The 2526-nt window shown below is 43.4% G+C and carries 1 protein-coding gene; it reads left to right on the forward strand.

Annotation, left to right across the window (positions count from 1 at the left end; genetic code table 11):
• Nucleotides 1-598 precede the first annotated feature (598 nt).
• Entirely contained in the window at nt 599-2338 is a 1740-nt protein-coding gene (locus ENN47_07220; GenBank protein HDP77958.1) for an IS1634 family transposase, read from the forward strand.
• Nucleotides 2339-2526 lie beyond the last annotated feature (188 nt).

The raw sequence follows: 2526 nt of genomic DNA on the forward strand, positions 1-2526 counted from the left end.
AAAAACAAGTGTGTATCTAGCCATAGTCATCTCTCAAAGTCGTTGGAAGAAAATAAATGATTCGCTCAAGATTCGCACAACTCGTTTGTTCGCTAATTCAACGAATGGATGAGCGAGGCATTGCCGCAGATCTTTCAACCTTTTCCCATCACGATTTTTCCACCCTGAAGTCCCGAAAAATCGTAACTATGGATCAACATGCAAGTCTAGAGCGTCAGTGATAAGTCTCCATGGTTCTGCTGTCTCAGTCAGTATTCAGCCCTACCTTTCCGAATAGTCGGCTCAGATCATAGTCTTTGTCTCGAAAAGCAGCTTGCTGACTGTGTGTTATCGTCCAGTCTGTTATCCACAGCTTCTTTTGGTTCGTGGAATTGCTCATGATTCTTCCCATGATAAACGAAAATAGTTGTTGTTGGGGACCAACTATCCATATCCGGAACACACGCGAGCATATCGATTTAAGCTGAAGTTCCCCGACAGGAAATTAATGAAACTCTTTCCCAGAGAGAAAAAAGGCACAATAATGTTGTGAAAGCGTAGACAGTAAATGATCAATTCGTAATTGACTTCGCTCGTTTCTTTGTGCTATGATTCTGTTATGAATAACAAACCTAAAGGCCTTTATTTAGCTAAGATTGTGAGTAAGTACAAGGACAGAGAATACTTCACTTATCTTCTGAGAAGAAGCTATCGCGAAGATGGTAAGGTGAAACAGCAAACCATTGCCAACCTTACTGAATTGCCGGAAGTTACTAGAGAGTTAGTCAAAGAGAGTCTCCAGGGGAGAGTCTTTCTTCCTTCCGAAGAGGCAATTGAGATTACTCGGTCGAGAGCTCATGGTAATGTTGCGGTTATAAGTAAGGTAATGGAGGATCTAGGTATTTCCGAATTGCTTTCTTCTCGAAGGAGTAGAGAAAGCGATCTAATAGAGGCGATGATAGTTGCAAGGATAATAAACCCTCAGACGAAGCTTTCCACAATACGCTGGTGGGATAATACCACTATTCCCGAAGAGTTCTCAGTGGAAGATGCGGACGAAGATGAGTTATATACTGCTCTGGACTGGTTGCTCCAGAGGCAAGAGACGATAGAAAGGAAACTTGCGCAGAGACACTTAAGAGAAGGAAGTCTTGTTCTGTACGATGTCTCTTCGAGTTACTATGAAGGGAGTCATTGTGAGCTTGCGAGTTATGGTTATAACAGAGACAAGAAGAAGGGAAAGAAACAGATAGTCTATGGACTCATGACGGATTCTAAAGGTATACCAATATCCATACAGGTATATCCGGGATGTACGAGTGACACTAAAACGATAGGGGAACAGGTAGACAAGGTAAAGGAAGAGTTCAAAGTAGAAAGGTTCGTCGTGGTCGGAGACAGAGGGATGTTAACGCAGGGGCAGATAGACAGATTGAAGGCTCTCGGTGGAGTTGACTGGATTAGTGCCTTTAGAGGGCCTACAATTAAGAGTCTCTTTGAAAATGGGTATTTACAGCTGAGCTTATTTGACGAGAGAGACCTTCTTGAGATAGACTCACCCGATTATCCTGGGGAGAGGTTAATAGTCTGCAGGAATCCCTTTCTTGCAGAAGAGAGAAGGAGAACGAGAGAAGACTTACTCAGGGCGACTGAAGAAAACCTGAACAAACTCTTGAGAAGGATCGCTTCAGGAAGGTTGAGAGAGGCGGGGAAGATAGGGCAGGCACTGGGAAGGATAGAGAACAGGTACAAGATGGCCAAGCATTTCATTTTCAAGATAGAGGATGGGAAGTTCGATTACAGGAGAAATGAAGAAAGTATAGCCTTTGAAGCTTCTCTTGATGGATTTTATATAATCCGAACCAGTGTAGAGAAAGAGAAGTTGACTGCAGAAGAAGTGGTGTACAGCTACAAGAGTCTATCCAGAGTTGAGAGGGCATTCAGGACGCTAAAGGGAGTGGATCTGAAGATACGGCCAATACACCACTGGCTTGAGAAGAGAGTGAGGGCTCACATATTTCTCTGCATGCTAGCGTATTATGTTGAATGGCATTTGAGGGAGTTATGGAAGAGCCTGATCTTCACTGACGAATATACCGATAGAGAACATGTACTACAGGCTATTAGATCCAAAAGCGCACTTGAGAAGACGAGGAAGAAGAAGCTGAGTGACGGGACACCGGTACACAGCTTTCAGACTCTTCTATCTGAAATGAGTACGATTATCTGTAACGATGCCAGGGTACCTGCGGTACCGGAGATGCTTTCATTCACGATAATAACAACTCCTAACGAGGTACAGAGGAAAGCGCTTGAACTCGTCGGATTGAAACAACTCAGAAAACGTAGACAGAAATAACCACTTCATTTCTCTGAAATCCTTTCAGATAGCTATTTCTTGCTTGCTCAGTTCGGGAACTTCAGCTTAAGAACAAAGCACTTGACTATGATCTATTCCTGGGAAGGAGTAGTCAATCATGAAAGAGCAGATTGCGTACTGCTGCAAGAAGCTACGCCTTGGAAGGAAGATAGTGGATGTATTTGAAG

It is taken from the genome of Mesotoga infera (assembly GCA_011045915.1).
GTDB lineage: Bacteria > Thermotogota > Thermotogae > Petrotogales > Kosmotogaceae > Mesotoga > Mesotoga infera_D.